Consider the following 22,136-nt stretch of genomic DNA (forward strand, 5'->3'; position numbering starts at 1 on the left):
AATTATTGTGTGTATTATGAAAGTCATCCCAATCAAAGCAAGCTGCGGATTCAACAATGGTGTTGAAACTCTAGCGTCAACTTACCCCGAGCTAGGCAAAACATTAGACCAACTATTCATGCCAAACAGAGTTGAGACATTCATCGGTCTAGCGTCTGGCGATTCAATGAAAGACATAGGCCTTTTCGACGGTGATTTAATCATTGTAGATAGAGCCGTAGATATTAAAGACGGTGATGTGATCGTTGCCAATCTTAATGGCGAGTTTGTCTGCAAAATACTCGATTACAAAAACGGCCGCTTAATATCAGCATCGGAACAGTACAAACCAGTCGTAATCAAAGACTGTGATGTATTTAGTTGTGAAGGAGTCGTGACTTCTTCCATTCGTTTGTTCAGACAGCGTGAATGTTTTAAATCTAAGTTGTTCTAATCATTCATTTAGAATACCAATATTCTTCTACTTTCCTTTTGAGCCTGACTTGTCATTCTGGGCTAATACTGTAATTTATCGAACAAATTAGCTCAGTTATGATAAATGCCGTGCATTGATTTATAAAAGTTATAGCTAAAGGATTAAAGAGATTAGCCAAGAATATGAAACTGTTTAAATATATGGGCTTAGATATTACTGCCCTTAAAGATTTACACTTGAGAATTTCCTCACGGGATTGCTTAAATGATCCTTTTGAGTTTTTGCCAACGTTGTCTGCAACTAGAAAGAAAGTTGAGGTTATGCAGTCTTTAGATGAACTGCCTTATGAATCAAACGATTTACAATTAAATATAGATTACATGGAAGAATTGGAGGGTGATCTAACCAAATATGGAGTTGTTTGTTTAAGTGAAAACGGTAGTAGCAACTTGATGTGGTCACATTATGCTGATGATCATAAAGGTGTAATGATAGAGTTGGAGTCAGCAAACTTATTTGACTTTTCAGAAGAACAGCAAAAAGTTATGGATAATGAGTTTTCAGCGGCTTCAGTTAAACCAATACCTATTGACTATATTAGTCAAAGAATCGGTATAGACATAAAGGACGAGTATTTATATGAGTATGCCAATTCTAATTTTATAAAGAAGTTCTTTACTACAAAGAGTTGTGAGTGGAAAAAAGAGCAAGAATGGAGGTATATTTTTAAATTTTTACATGCAGATAAAGTGATACTTAATGCACCTAAAGAAAGCATCGAAAGTATCAGTAACAGTCTAAGAAGCTACAAAATACAATTCGAGCTAAAAAACTGCACTTTTATCGTCAACAGTAGTGGTAACGAATTTAATATGATAATGGTTGATAGAATATCTAAAAGTAATGGTCTATCGCCAATCTTCCTTAAAAGTGTAAACCCTAGTTGTATTAAGTCTATATATTTTGGATGTAGAGTCGAAGTGAGTAAGGCTAGAGAAGTGAGAGACACTTTGCTCAAAGCAAACAGTGAATATGGTCATGTAAACTTTAAGAAAATAGATTTAGATGTGGAAACATATCAGTTACGTCAAGTGATTATTTGAGGTAATGCTTTGAGCGTTCGTTGACCTCCACCGTTTTTTCCTGTCATTGCAATATAAAACAGATATTGACTGTATGACTCAATCAAAAGCTTATGTTTTAAAAACTTTAATTAATTTGATCAAATTAACGTTAGATTACAGCGCAGTGAACAACATAAATGTATAATCTTTCGAAACATTTGGTTTTATAGTTATCAATGGTCAGTGGTTAATTAACAAAGAAAAATAAAACATGTGACCAAAAGTGTGACCAAATTGATTTTTTACCTTTATGGTTGGTTTTATTTAATTGTATTTAGAAGGGTTTTCATAATATGTGTGAACTTCTTGGCATGTCAGCTAATGTGCCTACGGACATTTGTTTTAGTTTTTCTGGTCTCTTAGAGCGCGGTGGTAATACAGGTCCTCATAAAGATGGCTGGGGTATTACATTTTATGAGGGCAAAGGGTGTCGTACTTTTAAAGATCCAGAGCCAAGTTGCACATCTGAAATTGCAAAACTAGTCAAAGCTTACCCGATTAAAAGTGTTTCGGTAATTAGCCATATTCGTCAGGGTAATCGTGGTCGCACGTGTTTAGAAAATACACATCCATTCACACGAGAGCTTTGGGGTCGCGAAATTACCTATGCACACAATGGCCAACTTTCGAATTACCAAGATTTAAAACCAGAATTTTATAAACCTGTTGGCAATACCGACAGTGAGCTGGCATTTTGTTGGATCTTAGACAAAATCCGCGAGAAGTATCCAAAACGTCCTTCGAATATGGCGTCGGTGTTTCGCTATGCTGCCAAGCTCGCTAACGAATTAAGAGAGAAGGGTGTCTTCAACATGCTACTGACAGATGGTGTGTTTGTTTTGGCATTCTGTACAAATAATTTGCATTGGATCACCCGAAGAGCACCATTTGGTAAAGCGACTTTAATTGATGCAGATATGGTTGTTGATTTTCAACAAGAGACGACACCAAACGATGTGGTTACTGTGATTGCAACTCGGCCACTGACTAATGATGAGCAATGGCAAAAGATGGAGCCTGGCGAATTTGCGTTGTTTAAGTTAGGCGAAAAAATCTAGCATTTTACAGTGCCAAAAAAGCAAAAAGCCAAGCGAATGCTTGGCTTTTTACTATCTCTGTAAGTCTCTCTATTTGTCATATTGTTTTAGCTGGACTTGGAATTGTTCAATCCCCTCTTTACCCTTATACATTTTTACAAGTAAGTAATCATACTCTGGGGCAAACCAAGCTGTTGCTTGTCTTTTGTTATTATCATAGAGACGCTTAACTCTAATTGTTTCAACATTACCAATAGGCAGTGTAATGGTTTCTTTTCCATCAACTTCAAAATCATAATTACGCTGATTGCCATTTTTATCTATGATCGGATAACTAAATGAAGTTTTTCCAGCTTTTAAATCTTGTCGCAATTGAAATTGATAAGTGAGTAGATCTTTTTGGTCTGCTTTCCAGTCAATTTTTAGCGGATGTTTATTTTTGCTTGAAAAGATTTGCTTCTTATTTTGATCAAATACTAGGTTGTATTGTTTATCTGGCCCAGTACCTTTTCGCGACATTGAGTATTCAAGTGGGATTGCCTGATTTTCATTCATTTTGAACTTTGCGCGTTCGTTTCGTTCATCAGAGAAAATCATCCACTCAATATCACTCTGATAAGTCAGTACATAAGTATTGTCAGTGTTCTTTGTTAATTCACGAAGTGCGCTGCCTTGAACTGAACCTTTGCGGCTCACTTCATATTCTGCGCGATAGGGAGTAAGCGTATCGGCAAAAACCGATGTTGAGAAAATAGCGCTTAGTGCAATAAACCAAGCGCTAATATTTTTATTCTGGGTAGTGCGCGCCTTGCGGTGGAAGGGGTTGATTGTCAAAAACGGCATAGTCTGCTTCCATTGTTAGTCTCTGTTCGCTGAACCATTGGACCGCCAAAGGATAGATTATATGTTCTTGTTCGTGAACCCGCTGGGCAAGTGACTCTGCCGTATCATCTGCTAAAATTGGTACTTTAGCTTGTAAAACAACAGGTCCACCGTCTAATTCTTCTGTTACAAAGTGGACACTTACGCCATGCACGTCGTCTTTTGCATCTATTGCTCTTTGGTGGGTATTCAGCCCTTGGTACTTAGGCAACAAAGAAGGATGAATGTTCAACATTTTTCCTTTAAATTTTTGCACTAAGCTAGGAGTAAGAATACGCATAAATCCAGCTAATACAACTAGAGCCGGGTCAAAAGAGTCAATTAATTGTGCAAGTTGTGCATCGTAGTCTTCGCGTGATGCGAAATCTTTATGGCTAAGAACACAAGTTTCAATGCCTGCGTTCTTTGCGCGTGTTAGGCCGAAAGCATCGGCCTTATTGCTGATAACAGACACAACATCACCACAGATTTGCTTACTTTGGCAAGCATCCATAATGGCTTGCAGGTTTGACCCGCTGCCTGAAATCAATACAACAATACGCGATGCTGACATTACTCAGCACCACCAATGATTTCTACTTGTTCTTCACCTGCTGCTGCAGTTTGAATTTCACCAATGTGCCACGCGTCTTCACCTTGTGCTTTTAAAATCTCAAGGCTCTGCTCAAGTTTGTCTGCAGGAACAACTAAAATCATACCAACACCACAGTTGAATGTGCGGTACATTTCGTGTGTTTCAATGTTGCCGTTTTCTTGTAGCCAGTTGAAAACTGCAGGCCATTGCCAGCTATCACCTTTAACAACAGCTTTTGCTGATTCAGGTAATACGCGCGGAATGTTTTCCCAGAAACCACCACCAGTGATGTGAGAAAGCGCATGAACATCTACGTCTTTTAATAGCTCAAGGATAGACTTAACGTAGATACGCGTAGGTTCCATTAGGTGCTCGCCTAATGTTTTGCCTTCGAATTGAGAATTTGTATCAGCACCTGATACTTCTAGTACTTTACGAATAAGCGAGTAACCGTTTGAATGAGGGCCGCTTGATGCAAGTGCGATAAGCTGATCACCCGCAGCAACTTTAGTGCCGTCGATGATTTTTGATTTTTCTACAACACCAGTACAGAAACCAGCCATGTCATAGTCATCGCCTTCGTACATACCTGGCATTTCAGCAGTTTCACCACCGATAAGTGCACAGCCAGAAAGCTCACAACCTTTACCAATGCCAGTAACTACGTCAGCAGCAACGTCAACGTCTAGTTTACCTGTTGCATAGTAGTCAAGGAAAAATAGTGGCTCAGCACCTTGAACGATAAGATCGTTTACACACATCGCAACTAGGTCGATACCTACTGTGTCGTGCTTTTTAAGATCGATAGCAAGGCGAAGTTTTGTACCAACACCATCTGTGCCAGCAACTAATACAGGCTCTTTATAACCAGTTGGAAGTTCGCATAGTGCACCAAAACCACCGATGCCACCCATAACTTCTGGGCGACGAGTTTTTTTCACTACGCCTTTAATGCGCTCAACTAGTGCGTTACCCGCATCAATATCAACGCCAGCGTCTTTGTAGCTAAGAGACTGTTTATTCTCGCTCACAGGTTTTCCTCAAATTTGCTAATAGGGGTTGCTTAGAAACGCGCGTATTTTACAACAATTGCTTAGGTGGGGCTAGTTGAATCTAAGTGGTAAGGACAGATATCCTTCACAAATAAAATACGCAGCTAATTATGCTGCGTATTTTTAAAGCAATATGTACTTAATATTGAATATTAACCTTCGGCGATAATTATCGCGCGAAGTGGAGCGGGGTAACCCTCAATGGTTTTCGTTGGGTCGTTGGGGTCAAGGAAATCAGCCAAAGATTCTGTCTCCATCCACTCAGTACGTCTTTGCTCATCTAATGACGTTACATCTTCGTTGACTACACGAATATTTTTGAAGCCGACGCGCTCAAGCCATAAGGTTAATGCTGCTGTGCTTGGTATAAACCATACGTTACGCATTTTAGCATAGCGATTAGTTGGTACTAATACAGTATGTACATCGCCTTCAACCACCAGTGTTTCTAATATGAGTTCGCCGCCTTTGCGTAATTGGGCTTTCAGTTGCGCCAGAAAATCAATCGGAGAGCGTCTGTGGTATAAAACACCCATGGAAAAAACGGTATCAAAGGCCTTTAGCTCAGGCAGTTGCTCAACTCCTAGCGGTAAAAGGTGTACGTTTTCATCTTGATTGAAGTGTTTGATTGCTTGGAATTGAGCTAAAAATAAGTCTGATGGGTCAATACCAACGACAAACTCTGCACCCGCACCCTTCATACGCCATAAATGATAACCTGAGCCACAGCCGATATCTAAAACAGTACGTCCGTGAAGAGGACTGATGTGCTCAACTAAACGGTCCCATTTCCAATCACTGCGCCACTCAGTATCAATGTGAATGCCATGGATATGAAAAGGGCCTTTACGCCACGGCATCATGCGCTTTAGTAAGTGGGTGAGTTGCTTTGTGTGACCTTCAGATAGCTCTGTTTCTAAACCAAACTGCACTTTATCTTTGATATTAATATGCTGCGTGTTTGATTCTGGTAGGTTCTTAAGTACCTTTTCCCACTTCGGCCAATCACCATGTTGGGCTTCTTTTTGCCAATGTGTTAATTGCGCCGGAAGTGTATCTAACCAGTGACTAAGTGGCCCTCTAGCAATGGCCGCATAAAAATCTGTAAACCAAGTATTCATTTTAATTCCGTTATTTAATCGCAACCATTGAGCAGAAGTTGAAGCATTGATACCAAACCTGAGTTTGACTGAAGCCAATATCAGATAAGCGCGTCAGATGAGTGCTCAATAAATCAGTGCGCATTACATTTTCGATAGCCGTACGTTTTTGACTTATTTCTAATTCTGAATAGCCGTTATGACGTTTAAAGTCGTGGTGCAAGTCAATGAGTAAATTATCTGCCTGTTCATTTTCTCCGCGAAATTTCTCGCTAAGAAGAAGTACACCACCAGGCTTGAGGCTGTTGTATATCTTCTCTAGTAATGCTCTACGCTGCTCCGGTGGGATAAACTGTAAGGTAAAGTTCATAGCAACAACGCTGGCATTTTCAAGATTAACATCATTGATATCGGCTAAGTTTACTTCAACAGGCACATCAGATTTAAAGCCTTTTAGATGAAGTTTGCAGCGCTCTACCATAGGTTCAGAGTTATCAATGGCGATTATAGTACAGTTTTCTTTTTCGATATTGCGACGCATGCTCAAAGTAACCGCACCCAAAGAGCAACCCAAATCGTATAAATTAGAATTGCTTTGTGCAAACTGACCTGCAAGTTTGCCCATGGTGCTGACGATTGTTGCATAACCTGGCACGGAGCGTTGGATCATGTCAGGAAAAACTTCGACGACATTGGCATCGAAAGTAAAGTCTTTCACTTCAATTTGATTGGCGTAAATGCTGTCTTTGCCAGTCACTGTGTATCTCTCTTTAAAAATAATGTGTGTATTTTAGCATTTTTGAAAAATTAGTCAGGGGTTAATTGCGTAAGAGTAAACAGGTTAAAAAATTGAAATGTTTTATTAAAAATTTGCTTAAAATGTCGATGTGATCAATTATTAATCCACTGAAGTGGACTATTTTCTAGTCATGTAATTCGATGCAAGGAACTCAGCATGTTGTTTTTAAAACTATGCGACTTTTTTCACAAATTTCGATCTCTTTACATAGCTCTTTGGCTTTTAATTATATTTTCAATTATAGGCAGTACTTATTATTCAATCGCATTAGATAAAACTGAAAGTATCGCCGTTATGGTGGTTTGTTTATTGATGACTTGGCCACTTGCAAGAATTTCACGACTAAACAAGACAAGATACAAATAAACACTAACGCAATTTTCAGATATGAAGGGTTTGGTCACTATTTAATAGTTTCAGAGCCTAAGCTAGTTTAATAATTGTTCTATTAGTGTAACGAATGACTTTATTCGCTACATTATTGTTGTAAGTTATTAACTTGTCACATATCTTATCTGTAAGTTCGGTTAGATAAGAAAGAGAAAAAAATGGCGAGAAACAAAGTGATTAGCACAGAAGATATTTTATCAACCCTGTGTCACTCGGTGACCGAAGTTTTATCCTCAGCAAGTGGCAATCAAATTTCATATTCAGCAATGGTACAAAAAATTACGCGTACTTGTATGCGACCTGATATTGGTTGTTTTGTACTTTTTGATGGTGGCTTTACAGGACTTGTTGTGATGAACTTCACCCAGCAAGCTGCGATGGAAATTTACCAAGATTACATGCGCAACATGGGTATGCCTGAAGAAGAAATTGCACACAGCCACTTGTCTGATGACGTATCAAACGTGTTAGGTGAATTAATGAACCAAATGGTCGGTGATTTCACTGGTAAGGTTCGTGAACAACTTCATACCTCTATTACACAGAATCAGCCGAAGATGATGGCGATTAACAAACAGGTGCAAATTTCTGTAGACACGACGATGGACCGCCCTCAAGCGCGTCGTGTAACGTTTACTACACAAAATCAAAATATCTTCTATCTCGAACTAGCGATGGACAAGACTGAGTTTATTAAACTGCATGATTTTGATATTACCGAATCTGTTGACCCAGATTCAATTATTGAAAGTCAAGCTAAAGTTAATAAAGCGAAGCAAGATACTTCTAAAACAAAAGCAGCTGCCAACAATGATGTGAGCGATGATGCTGATGATGACTTTTTAGCTGAGTTAGGTTTGTAATAAGTTAAAGTTTAAACAGATAAGCAGGCGCAGCCTGCTTTTTTTGTGCTTAATAAAAACTGAGTTGCTCTTGCTGAAGTACTAAAAACAACCTCAACTCTAGTTCAAGCTGGTGATATTCAGGTTCTATATGGCAACACAGGTTATAAAAACTTTTATTGTGTTCTTTCTCTTTGAAGTGCGCTAATTCATGAACAACTAAAGCTTTTAAAAGTGGCTCAGGTGCTAAACGAAGTTGCTCAGCAATGGCTATTTCATGCTTGGCTTTTAACTTGCCACCGTGCTGTTGTCGCTTAAAGGTATGTGTTCCCAGTGCATTTTGTATTAAATCTTTCTGCTTCTTGTACTGTACCTGTTGCAACTTAGGGGCGTTCTTTAAATATCGTTGCTTGAGTTCATTCGTGAATTCAAAAAGTAATTTATCGTTTTTCAGAGTATGACCGACAGGGTATTTGTTTTTGAAAAACGAAAGTAGCTTATTATTACTGATAAGCATATTAACTTGTGCTTGAATATTTTCAGGGTAATGACTGAAATAGTGTGTGTAAGGGTGAGGCACGATTTGTTCTCTATTGTAATTTGATTCAATTCTAAAACAATGAGTTTTGCTTTGCTTCTTTTTCAGCAGGGAATGGCAAGCTGACAGTATGCTCAAGACCTAAATCAGCAATAAACTGTCTAGCTAGAAGAGGTGAGTCATAGTTATCGGCGGTATGGAAAAACACATAGGGGGTTTTGCCTTCTTCAAGCCACACACGAATTTTATTTAACCAAGGTTTGTAAAAAGCTCTATTATCTTCAAGGTTTGATGTGCCGACATATCTGATGATAGGCGCATTGCTGGTGGCTAATACGTGAAGAGGTACTTTAGGCTTTTTAGCTTGAGCATCAATGATGGCTTCTGTGTTTGGTATTTCACTAAAAAGAGGGCGTGTATCCATCATGATGCGGTTGTAATTATGTTTCATTAAGAATTGGTTATAACTGCGTTCATTATCGCCTTTATCGAAAAAGCCTAAATGTCTTACTTCAACGCCAAGATTAAGTTCATCTGGTAATAAAGCACAGAAATTTTCAATGCGATGCAAATATTCGGGGGAACATGACTTGGGAAGCTGTAACATGACTTGCCCGATTTTAGGAAAAAGTGGGCTAAACAAATCAAGCCAAACTTTTAAGTCATTTTGGCAATGTTGTAACGCCATGTCATGACTAAAGCGTCTCGGTATCTTAAAGGTAAATTTAAAATCTTCGGGTACTGCCTGATACCATTTTCTTATAGTGTCAGGTTTGGGATCTGCATAAAAACTGGTGTTACCTTCAACGGTGTTAAAGATTTGGCCATATTCTGAGAGCATATTGCTTGGTGCACAGTTAGACGAAAAAAAACGACCTTTCCAGTGAGTGCTACTCCATTGTGGACAACCTAAATAAAGCATATTTTTGAATAAATGACTTAATATGAGCACGAGAGTGTAACAAATACACGCATTAGTTGGAAAATTTACAAACTATTGCGAAAGCTCAGCACTTCAAGGATGACATTAACGGCGATTTTTATATAATTGGAGCAATTTTTTCATTAAACGAAGTTCAGCACTAAGCTTGCTGAACAAACAGGAATGCTATGCGCTCTATATACTGCGGAAATTTAAACAGCAGCCATGTTGGTCAAGAAGTAGAACTATGTGGTTGGATCAACAAACGTCGTGACTTAGGTGGTCTAATTTTCATCGACTTACGTGACCGTGAAGGGTTAGTTCAGGTGGTATTTGACCCTGAAGTTGAAGGTCTGATGGATGTGGCGAATACGTTACGTCAAGAGTTCTGTGTAAAAGTAACAGGTACTGTACGTGCGCGTCCTGAAAGCCAAATTAACAAAGATATGGCAACGGGTGAAGTTGAAATTTTAGGCACAGGTTTAACGGTAATTAACCGTTCTGAGCCACTACCGCTAGACTTCAACCAGCAAAACTCTGAAGAGCGTCGTTTAAAGTATCGCTATTTAGATCTTCGTCGCCTTGAAATGTCAGACAGAATTAAACTTCGTGCTAAAGCGAGCAGCTTTGTGCGCCGTTTCTTAGACACAAATGACTTCTTAGACATCGAAACGCCAGTGCTTACTAAAGCAACGCCAGAAGGTGCGCGTGACTATTTAGTACCAAGTCGTGTGCATAAAGGCAGCTTTTATGCGTTACCTCAGTCTCCTCAGCTATTCAAACAATTACTGATGATGTCTGGTTTCGATCGCTACTACCAAATCGTTAAGTGTTTCCGTGATGAAGATTTACGTGCTGATCGTCAGCCTGAATTTACACAAATCGATTTAGAAACGTCATTTATGACGTCTGCTCAAGTTCGTGAAGTAACAGAGCGTTTAATTCGTGAAATGTGGCAAGAGCTGCTAGACGTAGATTTAGGAACTTTCCCTACAATGCCTTATAGCGAAGCGATGAGTCGTTTTGGTTCAGACAAGCCAGACCTGCGTAACCCGCTAGAGCTTGTTGATGTGGCTGACATTGTTAAAGATGTAGAATTCAAAGTATTAGCTGCCCCTGCAAATGATGAAAAAGGTCGTGTTGCTGTGCTAACTGTGCCAGGCGGTGCAAAACTTTCTCGTAAGCAAATTGACGAATATACAAAGTTTGTAGGTATTTACGGTGCGAAAGGTCTTGCTTGGATGAAAGTTAATGACCGTGATGCAGGTGTAGAAGGTGTTCAATCTCCAATTGCTAAATTCTTAAATGAAGAAGTCATTAATTCACTGCTTGAGCGCACAAACGCACAAACGGGTGACATCATCCTATTTGGTGCTGATAAGCGCAATGTTGTCAACGAAGCCATGGGCGCGTTACGTCTGAAAGTGGGTTTAGACCTTGAACTTACAGATCTAAACAAGTGGGCACCATTATGGGTTGTAGACTTCCCGATGTTCGAAGAAGACGACGAAGGCAACCTACATGCAGTACATCACCCATTTACTGCACCAAAAGATATCTCTGCAGCAGAACTTGAAGCTAACCCAGCAGCGGCTATCAGCGATGCATACGACATGGTACTGAATGGCTATGAAGTAGGTGGTGGTTCTGTTCGTATTCACAATAACGATATGCAACAAGCTGCATTCCGCATTCTAGGTATTGAAGAGCAAGAACAAGAAGATAAGTTTGGCTTCTTACTTGACGCACTTAAGTACGGTACACCACCGCATGCTGGTCTTGCATTCGGTCTTGATCGTCTGGTTATGTTACTTTGCGGTACAGACAACATTCGTGATGTGATTGCATTCCCGAAAACAACGCAGGCATCTTGTTTAATGACAAATGCACCAAGCGTTGCAAACCCAGATGCATTAACTGAACTAGCTATTTCAGTTGAAAAAGCACAGGAAGAGCAAAACGACGCGTAACCGTTGTTTTGAATGAAGAAAGCGACCAATAGGTCGCTTTTTTTGTATCTGAAATTTATGAACAGGTTTAATAACAATCCTAAATCTTTTTTAGGGACTAAAACTGACGCTAGCGTCGTTGAAAATTTCTTATTTAGAACAAATAAAGAGCAAAATTCTCGCCTTGCTATCGACAAGTTTTTCTCGATTCAAAATAGATCGCTTAATTAAGAGTATTGGTATAAAACCAATTTAGGATAGTTCGCCTAACAAACTCTTTAAGTTATGAATTTAGGTGAGTAGTAATTACGTGAAGAGTTGTTGCTGTGATTTATGATTTGTGACGTTTAAAGCCGCTAAGTGAATTAGCGGCTCAGTTAAAAAGGATTAAACCAACTCGATTGGTTGGATTTTTACTAAGTTATCTTCTTCCTGTTCCATTGCAGGCTCTTTAAACTCAGGTTTATCAAGGGCAATATCACCGCCGTCAATCACTTCACCTGTTTGCAGGCTTTTAAAATCAAACAATTCACCATCTGCTAAATGCGAAGGTACCACGTTTTGCATTGCAGTGAAGATACTTTCAATACGACCTGGGTTTGATTTATTCCACTCATGTAACATGGCTTTAACGTGTTTGCGCTGAAGGTTTTCTTGAGAGCCACACAAGTTACAAGGAATAATCGGGAACGCTTGTGCTGTCGCGTACTGCTCAATATCAGCTTCTTTACAGTAAGCCAGAGGGCGGATCACCATATGCTGGCCGTCGTCGCTCATGAGCTTAGCAGGCATGCCTTTTAACTTACCGCCGTAGAACATGTTTAAAAACATGGTTTCGATCATGTCATCGCGGTGATGACCAAGGGCGATTTTAGTCGCGCCCATTTCTTTTGCTGTACGGTACAAAATACCGCGGCGAAGACGTGAGCACAGTGAGCAAGTTGTTTTACCCTCAGGGATCTTATCTTTTACTATGCTATAAGTGTCTTCTTCAACGATCTTATATTCAATGCCTAGACTATCTAAATACTCAGGCAGTATGTGCTCTGGAAAGCCGGGCTGCTTTTGATCAAGGTTGATCGCAAAAACGTCAAATTTAATAGGGGCAACGCGTTGAAGGTGCTGAAGCACATCTAATAGGGTGTAGCTATCTTTACCGCCAGAAAGGCAAACCATGATACGATCGCCTTCTTCGATCATGTTGAAATCACCAATAGCTTGACCAGCTAATCGACGCAGACGCTTTTGAAGTTTATTCAGGTTATAAGCGGTTTTGGCTTCTTTTGAGTGAGACACTCGGCCCCCTATTTAAATGACGGAAAAATAAGGGCGCATTATACCCAAACCACCTTAAATTGCACGTCTAAGGTGGTTTGGTAAAGTATAGTTAATCTTCTAATGGGCTTTTATATCCATCAGGTTTGAGCGCTAAAACATCACAATCTAAACTATCGATTACGTGTTCTGCAGTATTCCCAACTAAAGCTGCACTTAGACCAGTTCTGCCAACAGTACCAATCACAACTAGTTCTGATTTAAACTCTTTCGCGACATATGGAATTACATCTTCAGGCAAACCTTCTTTGATAACGCATTGACCGCGTTCTAAAGAAAACTTTTCAGCCAAAGTATAAGTTTCATCTTCATGATGTTTTTTTACAGCCTCATTATACTGTGATGGATTAAATTCGGGGATCTCAATAGCAATATTCACAGGTGTAGCAGGGTACGTGTTCACAATGCTGAGATTGGCGTTTGCTATTTGGCAAATGAATTTAGCATCTGTGATAATTCTATTGTTAAGTGCTTGATGTTGTTCATTATCAGAAGCGGCATTCACGGCAGCAAGCACATGTCCTTGCTCTGGCCATGCATGATCTTTAACAAGTAAAACTGGAGTGGGGCATTTACGAATAAGATGCCAGTCTGTGGGCGTAAAAATAACAGACTTTAAGGTGTCATGCTGGTGGGTACTTTTTACGACTAAGTCGAAATCACTGTTAATAACAGTTTTTATAATGGCCTCGAAAGGACGGTTATGCCAAACGACTTTTTTGCTTATATCTATATCTAAAAATGAAGCGGTTAGTTCATCTAGCCATGCTTCTCTGTCTTTAACTACAGCGTCTCGCATAGCATCACGCTCTTCTTTAGATAGCATAGTAGTCATTTCATAGGAAAAGTCGTAAATGGATAGGAAAGCGGTGATCTTGGCGCCAGTTTTTTTTGCTAAACTGACCGCGCGTTGCAAACTATGTTGTTGTTCTTTGGTTGGGTCTACAACTGCTAATATGTGTTTAATTTGGTCCATGGAATTCACCTTTTTTGGCTAAATTGTACACTTTTAGTGTAACGCATCTAGCCAAAGGTGAAAGTATAAAGGCTTTAAAAGTTGTACTAGATCAACAACTAATTGCAGCCGTTTTAGCCAAACCTGGTATGTCTAAAATGGTAATAAATTTACCTTCAACTTTAATAATTTCAGCTTTTTGGAAACGACTTAAAAGGCGGCTGATGGTTTCAACCGTTAGGCCTAAGTAATTACCAATTTCACCGCGTGTCATGGTGAATCTAAACTCTTTTCGAGAAAAGCCACGCTCGCCAAAACGATTAGATAAATTATAAATGAAAGTTGCCAAGCGCTCTTCAGCCGTTTTTTTGTTTAACAGTAATAGCATTTCTTGATCGTAATTGATCTCATTACTCATCAGACGCATGATTTGTTGACGAAGTTTGGGTAATTTGCCAGCTAACTCATCTAGCGTATCAAATGGTATTTCACAGACCATTGATGTCTCAAGCGCTTGCGCAAAGCTTTGATGCTGCATCTTGTTAATGGCGTCGAATCCAACTAGATCACCTGCTAAATGGAATCCTGTGATTTGTTCATCACCTTGCTCAGAAAGTGTGTAGGATTTAAACGAACCAGATCTTAAAGCGAAGATAGAGTTTAGCGCATTACCCGATTCGAAGAGAAAGTCACCTTTGTGAAGCGGCTTTTTACGCTCAATGATTTCATCTAGTTTGTCCATTTCACTACCATTCAGAGAGAATGGTAAGCATAACTGACTGATACTGCAGTTATTACAACTGATAGTACAGTTACCTTTAGAACGGTTTTGATTGCTTGAATCCATAATAAATCCATTAAAATTAGACGCATAACATAGATTAATGTACTAATTTATCAGTTGCAATGATTAGTAGATAGAATCCATACCATACAAAAATACTGCCTAGCGCTAATCTTACCAGATTGTGATTTAAAAAGCGGCTAAGATGTTGGGCTGATTGCCCAATGGTTAGCATAGCTGGTAAAGTACCCAAGGCGAATGCCATCATAATACTTGCGCCATGTAATGCTGAATTTGCTTGTAAAGTCCAAATTAAAGCTGAATACACCAAACCACAGGGTAGCCACCCCCATAACATGCCATAACCAAATGCCTTTTTTAAATTATCAACTGGCAAGAAAAACTTATTGAATTTGACGATGTGTTGCCAGAGTAGGGTTTTACCCATGCTTTCGACAAATTTGAGTGTGTTAGCTAGGCGCATAACGTAAAGCGCAAGTAAGATCATAAATATCCCACTAAAAATTTTTACGCCCAGGGCAAAGTGGGTATTTTGCTTGGCAAAACTCGCGCCTAAAGTCGCGACCAACATACCTGCAATACAGTAACTCGAAACACGGCCTAAATTATACGCTAGACTAACCTTGATAGATGACAGGTTTTTACTTGCAAGCTGCAGACTAGAAGCAACTCCACCACACATGACAATGCAGTGGCCGCTACCAACTAGGCCCATAATAAATGCACTGAATAAACTAATCTCGTTCATTACTGCTTTTAGTATGCTTGTCTTTGTCGTCTTCGAATAAAATACTGTGGCCTTGCTTATTCAGATCTGAAAACTGTTCGCTTCTCACAGCCCAGAAGAAAATGCCAATTGCGATGATCACAAACAGAATCGCAATTGGGATTAAGATATATATGATACTCATAGTTTTAATAACCTTAGAGAGTTACAGATGACCACAATCGAACTTGTTGTCATGCCTATTACAGCAATCCAAGGTGGAATTAACCCAAATGCAGCCAGCGGTAAGATTGAACCGTTATAACACAGTGAAATAGCGAGGTTTTGCTTTACTATACGACGAGTGGTAATTGCGACTTCTCTCAATGTGTTTATTGAGTTTAAATCACTTTTCAGTAACACGACATCAGCGGTATTTTTTGATATGTCAGCGCCTGTTTCCATAGCAACTGATAAATGCGCACTATTAAACACCGGACTGTCATTAACTCCATCGCCGATCATGGCCACGACTTCATTGTTTTTTGACCAAGACTCAACGGCTTTTTGTTTCTCTCCTGGTGAGCAGTTTGATTGAAAACTATCTAAATTAAGTTGTTTTGATAAGGTCTCACCAGCGTTCGAGCTATCGCCTGTTAACATATGACAAGTTAAACCAGAGCCTTTTAGGTGCTTGATAACACTTGAAGCATTACTTCTGACTTTATCAGTGAGATAAAAATCAGCAATTGGTTGTTGATTTATAAACAACGTAGCTTGAGCTTGGCTGTCTCTTACTCCAAACCAACCAGTTTTTCCGAGTGAAAGCTCGTTTGTACCAAGTTTGGCACTGATCCCAATACCAGGGTGAACAGTCACGTCGTTAAGCTCGTGATATTCAGAAGCATGCTCTAAAAAGGCTGCGGCAATAGGGTGCTCAGAGTATTTTTCTAAGCTAGCACTTAGGGCGAGTACTTTTTCTTCTGTGAATTCAGATGAAAACAGCTCTGTTTTTGCGATTGAAAACTTACCTTCGGTTAAAGTGCCTGTTTTATCAAATGCAACACGAGTTAATTTTGTTAGTGTTTCGAGCACATGAGCTTCTTTGATTAATATGCCTTTTTTGGTCAACGTGGCAACAGCACAAGTTAATGCGGTAGGAATAGCCAAACTGAGTGCGCAAGGACAGGTGGCGACAAGCACGGCGATTGTCACCCAAAAAGCTTGTTCAGGATCAATCTGATACCAGCCAATCGCGGTCATTGAAGCAAATACTAGTAAACACGCAACAAACCATTGGGCTACTTTGTCTGTTACTTCAACCAACTTTGGTCTTTTGCTTAATGCATTATGCTGCAGGCGGATGATTTGGTTCAGCAGCGTATTTTGGCCAATTTTATTGATTTCGATTGTCATTAGACCATCGTGATTGACTGTACCCGCAAATACTTGGTTGTTTACTTGTTTTTTAACAGGTAGGTGCTCACCGGTCATCATAGACTCATCAACTGTACTGCTGCCATCAATGACAATACCATCTGCAGCAATGGTCTCACCGACCTTAATGAGTACTCTGTCATTTAATTTTAGATTACGAGCAGCGACAACGTCTTCAGTGCCATCGTCCAACAGTTTTCTGGCTGTTAAAGGTAATAGTTTTTGCAGGTTTGCAGTGAACTCAGAAGCTTTAAGTCTGGCTCTAAACTCAAGGTATTTGCCCAGTAAGAGCAAAAAGGTAAACATACAAATAGATTCGAAGTAAACTTCACCCACTTCCATGACAGTTGCGTAAGCACTGGCACCATAAGCACCAAATATTGCCAGTGAGACAGGCAGATCCATGTTTAACTGTTTAGCTTTTAGGCCATTGACTGCATTGGTTAAGAAGGGGAGAGCTGAGTAGAGGATCACAGGGGTAGCCAGAACAAGACTGATCCACCTGAAATATTGTTCGAAGTCTTCTTCCATGCCTGAAAACATGCCAAAGTACATAGCAAAAGCGAACATCATGACTTGCATTGTCATAAGGCCAGCAACACCTAACCTTCTAATGTACGCTTTTGCAGTGGCTTGTTTTTGTGCGGCTTCATCATCAGCTTGGAAAGGGTAAGCTTTATAACCTATTTCCATTAATGCTTTGATGATTTCACTGAGCAATATTTTCTCTTTGTTCCATAAAATCATTGCTCGGTAAGTCGATGTATTCACGTCAACACGGGCAACACCTGGCAGTGCTAAAAGTTGCTTTTCTATCAACCATGCACACGCTGCACAGCTGATCCCTTCAACACTTAATAGTACCTCAGATAAGTCACCTTGATGTGTGACAAAATCATCTTGAATTTCTTGATTATCATAGCTTTTTATAAAATTGAGCTGTTCAGGGACTAAGGTTTCAACCTTGCCTGCACTATCAGTTCTGAACTTATAATAGTCGGTCATGCCCTGACTAATGATGGTTTCAGCGACAGCTTTACAGCCAATACAACACACTGCTTCATTTTTTCCCTCAAACTCTATATGGTCATCGAAACCAGCAGGAATTGGTTCTAAGCAATGAAAACAAGAATTAGACATAGAAATTACTTCAGTGATTTATTGTATTCAGGTGATACTTCAATGGTTTCTGTCGTTGGAATAAGTAGATCTTCTTTCATTTTCCAACTGCCGTCCATAGGCTCAATAAATATGGTGTAAGCGCCTAATTGGATATCTTCAAGAATAGCGGTGAAACTACCGTTTGCATTGGCAAGGAGGTTAACTTCGAAATCATGTTTTTTAATTGTACGGTGATAAAAAGATGCTTTGAGAGCAGTAACTTTACTAAAATCACCTTTGGTAAATTTAAATTTGACGAAATCACTTTCGACGCTTAAATCACCATGAAGATATAAGGCTTTTGCTTTGTTGAATTTACTTAATTCAAGGTCAATTGCTTTACCTTTTTTATAATAATCATCTACCACCATATCTGGGCCATTACCAACCGCAAATACAACTAGACCAATACATGCAACGATGGTTGCAACAGGGAAGAACATTAAAAACCAAGGCCAAAAATGCTTATACCAAGGGGTAGGTTTCATAGTGTACTCATAGCTAAAAAACAGTGCTGATATAGTATCTTATTTGCCTATAAAAACCTAAAAAAAAGCCTCCAAATGGAGGCTTTTTTGATCTCAAATAATCTTAGCGATTCGCTTATTTATTCTGAGATAAGCTATATACATATGCTGTAAGTAAGTGAACTTTGTCTTCACCAAGAATATCTTTCCAAGCAGGCATTACACCAGCACGGCCATTGATTAATGTTTCTTCAACTGCACGTTGAGAACCACCATATAGCCAGATATTGTCAGTTAGGTTAGGCGCACCGAAAGGATTGTTGTTAGCAACAGAACCTTTACCGTCCATACCGTGACACGCTGCACACATTGCAAACTTAGTTTGACCTGCTTGAGCGTCTTTTGCATTTACTTTACGACCCGAAAGACTTAATACGTAAGCTGTCATTTCTTTAATGCCTTGCTCACCAAGTGCACTTTCCCAACCAGGCATCGCAGCTACACGACCGTGAAGAAGTGTTGCTTTGATTTGATCAGGGTTGCCGCCGTATAGCCAATCGTTGTCAGTTAGGTTAGGGAAGCCCATACCACCACGTGCATCAGAGCCGTGACACTGAGAACAGTTTTGCGCATATAAACGTTGACCAATCTCAAGTGCTTCTTCGTTCGTTGCAAGTGTTTCGATGTCTTGCTTTGCAAACGCTTGGAAGATAGGACCAAAACGCTCATCAGCTGCAACATACTCTTGGTCTAACTGAACCCATTCACCATTGGCTTTAGCTTCTTCAATCGCCTTTTTAGACTCTTCCATTGAAGTTACGCCTTGGTTAGAACTTGTCCATTTTAGGAAACCTTGGAAGTTACCAAGACCAGGGTACATTGCTAGGTAGTAAACTGCCCAAATAAAAGTTGCGAAAAATAAGTAAGTCCACCACTTTGGCAGTGGATTGTTTAATTCTTCAATACCGTCGAACTCATGGCCACAGCTTTCACCTTCTTTAACACCTGCGTAGTTTTTCAGGTTCCATAGAAGTAAGCCGAAGATTAGAGCTAGACACGCTAAGGTCAATACGATGACCCAAATACTCCAAAAGCTAGTCATTTTTCAGACTCCTTTTCCTCATTAGAGATTGTGTTGTTGTGCTTTTTTTCATCTTCAAAGATAGCATTAGCAGCGTCGTCGAAACGATTTTTTGTGCGCTTACTATATGCCCACACAACAATCACAACAAATAGTACCAAAATTACCAGAGTCAAAATGCCTCTGTATGTGCCGTAATCCATAATAAATTACTTCAAGTGAGTGCCAAGTTGCTGCAAGTAAGCAATAAGGGCTTGCATTTCTGTTTTGCCTTTAACTGCTTCTGATGCGCCTGCAATGTCTTCATCGGTGTATGGCACGCCAAAACCTTTGAACACTTCAAGCTTCTTAGCTGTGTCTTTACCATCTAGTACATTTTCATCTAACCAAGGATAGCCAGGCATGTTTGACTCTGGAACCACCGAACGCGGGTCCATTAAGTGTGCATAATGCCAGTCATCAGAGTAACGCTCACCAACGCGAGCAAGGTCAGGACCTGTACGCTTCGAACCCCATTGGAACGGGTGATCCCAAACAGATTCACCAGCTACAGAGTAATGTCCATAACGCTCAACTTCGTCACGGAATGGACGGATCATTTGTGAGTGACAGTTGTAACAACCTTCACGCACATAAATATCACGACCTTCCATTTCTAAAGCTGTAAGAGGGCGAAGGCCATCAACAGGTTTAGTCGTATCGTCTTGGAACATCAGTGGTGTAATTTCTACAAGTGCACCAAAGCTGATTGCGAAAACGGTTAGGATAGCCATAAGACCAACGTTCTTTTCGACAATCTCATGTTTGTTGGTAGAGTTATTATTGCTCATACATTACACCCCACTTAAGCCATTTGAGTATTAGCGTCAGCAGTTAAAGAACCGCTCTTCGCTGCAACTGTACGGTAAACGTTATATGCCATAACTAACATACCCGCTACGATGAATACACCACCCATGAAGCGCATGATGTAGAAAGGCTTAGATGCTTCAAGAGATTGTACGAAGCTGTACATTAATGTACCGTCAGAGTTAACTGCACGCCACATTAGGCCTTGCATTACACCTGAGATCCACATTGCTACGATGTAAAGAACTACACCCACAGTGTGTAACCAGAAATGCGTGTTAACTAGCTTAACGCTGTACATGTTACCGTGACCAAATAGTGCAGGGATTAGATGATAGATTGCACCGATAGAAATCATAGCAACCCAACCAAGTGCACCTGAGTGTACGTGACCAACTGTCCAGTCTGTGTAGTGTGATAATGCATTAACAGACTTGATAGCCATCATTGGGCCTTCGAACGTTGACATACCGTAGAATGACAGTGAAACAACTAAGAAACGAAGAACAGGATCAGTGCGTAGTTTGTGCCATGCGCCAGATAGCGTCATGATACCGTTGATCATACCACCCCAAGATGGAACGAATAGGATTACAGACATAACCATACCTAAAGACTGAGTCCAGTCAGGTAATGCTGTGTAATGTAGGTGGTGAGGACCAGCCCAAATATAAAGAGAAACAAGTGCCCAGAAGTGAACTACTGATAAACGGTAAGAGTAAACAGGACGACCTGCTTGTTTTGGTACGAAGTAGTACATCATACCTAAGAAACCAGCTGTAAGTAGGAAACCTACTGCGTTGTGACCATACCACCACTGAACCATTGCATCTACTGCACCTGCGTAAATTGAATAAGATTTACCTAGAGACACAGGAACTGCCATGCTGTTAACGATGTGAAGAACAGCAACAGTAATGATGAAACCAGCATAGAACCAGTTAGCTACGTAGATGTGTGATACTTTACGCTTAATAAGAGTACCGAAGAATACGACTGCATAGCTTACCCAAACTACCGCGATAGCGATATCGATTGGCCACTCAAGCTCAGCGTATTCTTTACCACTTGTATAACCAAGAGGAAGAGTAATTGCTGCAGCTAAGATGATAGCTTGCCAACCCCAGAAGGTGAAAGCGGCTAGTTTGTCAGAGAAAAGACGCGTTTGACAGGTACGTTGTACAACATAATAAGATGTTGCAAATAGCGCACTAGTACCAAATGCGAAGATAACAGCGTTCGTATGTAACGGACGAAGTCGAGAGTACGTTAACCATGGAGTGTCAAAGTTCAATGCTGGCCAAGCAAGCTGTGCTGCAATAAGCACACCTACACCCATACCAACAATGCCCCAAATCACTGTCATGATAGCGAATTGGCGTACAACTGTGTAGTTGTACTCAGATTGTGATGCTACTGATTGGCTCATTTTCTGGATTCCGCTGCAATTTTTGCGATTAGAAATGAATTACCTGCAAGCAGGCCCTATTATTTATTTCACAAACTCGTCATAAAAACGTTTGAAATTTGATAAAAACGCTTAAAAAACAAGCTTGAGAACCCCTTTTTTTTGCCTGGTAATAGTAATTTTTTTGCAAAAAAAAAGATACCTAAAAGAAGTGAAATCATGACATCAATCAATTTTTTGCAGTTATCGCAAATAATGACGGCTTCTAGTAGCGTTCAATTTTAGAAAAGCTTAGACTTGCCTTTTAA

23 protein-coding genes are annotated in these 22,136 nt (G+C 39.9%); 5 read left to right on the forward strand and 18 right to left on the reverse strand.

Annotated elements, in window-relative coordinates; all coding sequences use genetic code 11:
• Positions 1 to 16: 16 nt before the first annotated feature.
• From ABMY35_RS10075 to ABMY35_RS10085, 3 genes are all read left to right on the forward strand, one after another.
• Positions 17 to 433: a S24 family peptidase gene (locus ABMY35_RS10075; RefSeq protein WP_349286088.1), complete on the forward strand. Its 417-nt coding sequence runs from the start codon at positions 17 to 19 to the stop codon at positions 431 to 433.
• Between the two features lie 164 nt (positions 434 to 597).
• On the forward strand, positions 598 to 1,518 hold the full coding sequence (locus tag ABMY35_RS10080) for a DUF2971 domain-containing protein (RefSeq protein ID WP_349286089.1): 921 nt from the start codon (positions 598 to 600) through the stop codon (positions 1,516 to 1,518).
• A 314-nt stretch (positions 1,519 to 1,832) separates the two neighbouring features.
• Positions 1,833 to 2,597, forward strand: coding sequence for a class II glutamine amidotransferase (locus tag ABMY35_RS10085; RefSeq protein WP_349286090.1), 765 nt, complete (start codon positions 1,833 to 1,835; stop codon positions 2,595 to 2,597).
• 69 nt (positions 2,598 to 2,666) lie between these two features.
• Here ABMY35_RS10085 and ABMY35_RS10090 read toward each other — a convergent pair whose 3' ends face one another.
• The 5 genes from ABMY35_RS10090 to cmoA form a co-directional block, all read right to left on the reverse strand.
• Positions 2,667 to 3,419: a DUF3108 domain-containing protein gene (locus ABMY35_RS10090; protein ID WP_349286091.1), complete on the reverse strand. Its 753-nt coding sequence runs from the start codon at positions 3,417 to 3,419 to the stop codon at positions 2,667 to 2,669.
• Positions 3,364 to 4,011 carry a phosphoribosylglycinamide formyltransferase gene (purN, locus tag ABMY35_RS10095; RefSeq protein WP_349286092.1) on the reverse strand — a complete coding sequence of 216 codons (648 nt, stop codon included), beginning with the start codon at positions 4,009 to 4,011 and terminating at the stop codon, positions 3,364 to 3,366. The genes ABMY35_RS10090 and purN overlap by 56 nt, the downstream gene beginning before the upstream one ends.
• Positions 4,011 to 5,063, reverse strand: a complete 1,053-nt coding sequence (gene purM, locus ABMY35_RS10100) for a phosphoribosylformylglycinamidine cyclo-ligase (RefSeq protein ID WP_349286093.1) — start codon at positions 5,061 to 5,063, stop codon at positions 4,011 to 4,013. Before purM ends, purN begins: the two co-directional genes overlap by 1 nt.
• A 173-nt stretch (positions 5,064 to 5,236) precedes the next feature.
• A complete protein-coding gene (gene cmoB, locus ABMY35_RS10105; protein WP_349286094.1) occupies positions 5,237 to 6,205 on the reverse strand; it encodes a tRNA 5-methoxyuridine(34)/uridine 5-oxyacetic acid(34) synthase CmoB in 969 nt (322 codons plus the stop codon).
• A gap of 10 nt (positions 6,206 to 6,215) precedes the next feature.
• The gene (cmoA, locus tag ABMY35_RS10110; RefSeq protein ID WP_138482976.1) at positions 6,216 to 6,941 is read right to left on the reverse strand and encodes a carboxy-S-adenosyl-L-methionine synthase CmoA; all 726 of its coding nucleotides are present in this window, start codon (positions 6,939 to 6,941) and stop codon (positions 6,216 to 6,218) included.
• A 590-nt stretch (positions 6,942 to 7,531) separates the two neighbouring features.
• Here cmoA and ABMY35_RS10115 point away from each other — a divergent pair.
• Complete coding sequence (locus ABMY35_RS10115) at positions 7,532 to 8,236, forward strand: DUF3334 family protein (RefSeq protein WP_349286095.1); 705 nt, start codon at positions 7,532 to 7,534, stop codon at positions 8,234 to 8,236.
• Between the two features lie 49 nt (positions 8,237 to 8,285).
• On the opposite strand, the gene ABMY35_RS10120 is transcribed toward ABMY35_RS10115, so the two are convergent.
• Both ABMY35_RS10120 and ABMY35_RS10125 read right to left on the reverse strand, forming a co-directional pair.
• Entirely contained in the window at positions 8,286 to 8,732 is a 447-nt protein-coding gene (locus tag ABMY35_RS10120) for a YgjP-like metallopeptidase domain-containing protein (protein WP_349286130.1), read from the reverse strand.
• A gap of 94 nt (positions 8,733 to 8,826) precedes the next feature.
• Complete coding sequence (locus ABMY35_RS10125) at positions 8,827 to 9,675, reverse strand: DUF72 domain-containing protein (RefSeq protein ID WP_349286131.1); 849 nt, start codon at positions 9,673 to 9,675, stop codon at positions 8,827 to 8,829.
• 188 nt (positions 9,676 to 9,863) lie between these two features.
• Between ABMY35_RS10125 and aspS the strand changes: the two genes are divergently transcribed.
• Positions 9,864 to 11,645, forward strand: coding sequence for an aspartate--tRNA ligase (aspS, locus tag ABMY35_RS10130; protein WP_349286096.1), 1,782 nt, complete (start codon positions 9,864 to 9,866; stop codon positions 11,643 to 11,645).
• Positions 11,646 to 12,011: 366 nt separating this feature from the next.
• Here aspS and ttcA read toward each other — a convergent pair whose 3' ends face one another.
• The 11 genes from ttcA to ccoN all read right to left on the reverse strand — a co-directional run bounded on the left by ttcA (position 12,012) and on the right by ccoN (position 21,849).
• Positions 12,012 to 12,920: a tRNA 2-thiocytidine(32) synthetase TtcA gene (ttcA, locus tag ABMY35_RS10135; RefSeq protein ID WP_349286097.1), complete on the reverse strand. Its 909-nt coding sequence runs from the start codon at positions 12,918 to 12,920 to the stop codon at positions 12,012 to 12,014.
• Positions 12,921 to 13,011: 91 nt separating this feature from the next.
• The gene (gene uspE / locus ABMY35_RS10140) at positions 13,012 to 13,935 is read right to left on the reverse strand and encodes a universal stress protein UspE (protein WP_349286098.1); all 924 of its coding nucleotides are present in this window, start codon (positions 13,933 to 13,935) and stop codon (positions 13,012 to 13,014) included.
• A 91-nt stretch (positions 13,936 to 14,026) separates the two neighbouring features.
• The gene (locus ABMY35_RS10145) at positions 14,027 to 14,761 is read right to left on the reverse strand and encodes an FNR family transcription factor (protein ID WP_349286099.1); all 735 of its coding nucleotides are present in this window, start codon (positions 14,759 to 14,761) and stop codon (positions 14,027 to 14,029) included.
• A 34-nt stretch (positions 14,762 to 14,795) separates the two neighbouring features.
• Positions 14,796 to 15,467, reverse strand: a complete 672-nt coding sequence (locus tag ABMY35_RS10150) for a sulfite exporter TauE/SafE family protein (protein WP_349286100.1) — start codon at positions 15,465 to 15,467, stop codon at positions 14,796 to 14,798.
• Positions 15,454 to 15,630: a cbb3-type cytochrome oxidase assembly protein CcoS gene (gene ccoS / locus ABMY35_RS10155; protein ID WP_130254465.1), complete on the reverse strand. Its 177-nt coding sequence runs from the start codon at positions 15,628 to 15,630 to the stop codon at positions 15,454 to 15,456. Before ccoS ends, ABMY35_RS10150 begins: the two co-directional genes overlap by 14 nt.
• On the reverse strand, positions 15,627 to 18,002 hold the full coding sequence (locus ABMY35_RS10160; protein ID WP_349286101.1) for a heavy metal translocating P-type ATPase: 2,376 nt from the start codon (positions 18,000 to 18,002) through the stop codon (positions 15,627 to 15,629). Before ABMY35_RS10160 ends, ccoS begins: the two co-directional genes overlap by 4 nt.
• A 5-nt stretch (positions 18,003 to 18,007) precedes the next feature.
• Positions 18,008 to 18,511, reverse strand: a complete 504-nt coding sequence (locus tag ABMY35_RS10165) for a FixH family protein (RefSeq protein ID WP_349286102.1) — start codon at positions 18,509 to 18,511, stop codon at positions 18,008 to 18,010.
• A gap of 115 nt (positions 18,512 to 18,626) precedes the next feature.
• Positions 18,627 to 19,592 (reverse strand): cytochrome-c oxidase, cbb3-type subunit III, encoded by a 966-nt coding sequence (gene ccoP, locus ABMY35_RS10170; protein WP_349286103.1) that lies wholly within the window; start codon positions 19,590 to 19,592, stop codon positions 18,627 to 18,629.
• On the reverse strand, positions 19,589 to 19,774 hold the full coding sequence (locus ABMY35_RS10175; RefSeq protein ID WP_058029591.1) for a cbb3-type cytochrome c oxidase subunit 3: 186 nt from the start codon (positions 19,772 to 19,774) through the stop codon (positions 19,589 to 19,591). The genes ccoP and ABMY35_RS10175 overlap by 4 nt, the downstream gene beginning before the upstream one ends.
• 6 nt (positions 19,775 to 19,780) lie before the next feature.
• Positions 19,781 to 20,401 (reverse strand): cytochrome-c oxidase, cbb3-type subunit II, encoded by a 621-nt coding sequence (gene ccoO / locus ABMY35_RS10180; RefSeq protein ID WP_130254460.1) that lies wholly within the window; start codon positions 20,399 to 20,401, stop codon positions 19,781 to 19,783.
• A 14-nt stretch (positions 20,402 to 20,415) separates the two neighbouring features.
• The gene (gene ccoN / locus ABMY35_RS10185; RefSeq protein WP_349286104.1) at positions 20,416 to 21,849 is read right to left on the reverse strand and encodes a cytochrome-c oxidase, cbb3-type subunit I; all 1,434 of its coding nucleotides are present in this window, start codon (positions 21,847 to 21,849) and stop codon (positions 20,416 to 20,418) included.
• Between the last annotated feature and the right edge of the window lie 287 nt (positions 21,850 to 22,136).

This window comes from Pseudoalteromonas sp. BZB3 (genome assembly GCF_040104455.1).
Classification (GTDB): domain Bacteria; phylum Pseudomonadota; class Gammaproteobacteria; order Enterobacterales; family Alteromonadaceae; genus Pseudoalteromonas.